Annotated in this window: 1 protein-coding gene; it reads left to right on the plus strand. The window is 78.5% G+C overall.

Features of this window, described 5'->3' with window-relative positions; all coding sequences use genetic code 11:
- The coding region (locus ABZW03_RS41230) for an acyltransferase domain-containing protein (RefSeq protein WP_355270055.1) at window positions 1–1062 on the plus strand (1062 nt) is incomplete at both ends.

Consider the following 1062-nt stretch of genomic DNA (forward strand, 5'->3'; position numbering starts at 1 on the left):
GCCGGTCGACACCTCCGCCCTCGACGCCGGCTACTGGTACCGCAACCTCCGCGAGCCCGTCCGGTTCGACCTGGCCACCGCCCGGCTCACCGCCGACGGCCACGAGGTGTTCGTGGAGGTCAGCCCGCACCCGGTGCTGCTGCCCGCGCTGGACGTCGCCGCCACCGGAACCGCCACCGGAACCGCCACCGGAACCGCCACCGGAACCGCCACCGGAACCGCCACCGGAACCGCCACCGGAACCGCCACCGGAACACTGCGCCGCGACCACGGCGGCCTCACCGAGTTCCTCGCCGCGGCGGGACGCCTCCACGCCGCCGGCGCCGACGTCGACTGGACGCCGGTCCTGCCCCGCACCGCACCCCGGGCGGACCTGCCCACGTACGCCTTCCAGCGCGAGCCCTACTGGGTGACCGCGACCCCGCCGGCGCCCCGCGACGACTGGCGGTACGAGGTGGCCTGGGCGCCGGTGAGCGGCACCGCGGCCCCGGTGGACCCGGCCCGCTGGCTCGTCCTGGCCCCGACCGGGCACCCGTGGGCCGAGGCCCTGCGCGCACGGGGCTTCGCGGTGGCCGACACCTGGGACGCGGCCGACGCCTCGGACCTGGCCGGCACCGGGGAGGCCCGGACCGGGCCGGACGGTGTGCTGTCGCTGCTGGCGCTGGACGAGGAGCCGCACCCCGACCACCCGGTGCTCCCGGCAGGCCTGGTCCGCACCCTGGACCTGGTCCGCACCCTGGACCCGGCGCGCAGCCTGGCCCCGGGGACGGCGGCCGTCCCGCTGTGGTGCGCCACCAGCGGCGCCGTGAGCACCTCGGGCACCGACCCGGTCACCAGCCCGGCCCAGGCCCTGGCCTGGGGCACCGGCGCGTCCGCCGCACTGGAGTTCCCGCACGGCTGGGGCGGCCTGGTCGACCTTCCCGCCGGGCCCGACGAGCAGAGCGTGGACGCGCTGCTCGTGGTGCTCGCCGGCACCGGCGAGGACCAGGTGGCGATCCGCGGCACCCGGCGCTTCGCCAAGCGGCTGCGCCGCAAGGCCGCGTCGGGCCCGGCCGCGCGGTC

Origin of the sequence: Kitasatospora sp. NPDC004799, assembly GCF_040609095.1 — a bacterium.
Lineage (GTDB): Bacteria > Actinomycetota > Actinomycetes > Streptomycetales > Streptomycetaceae > Kitasatospora.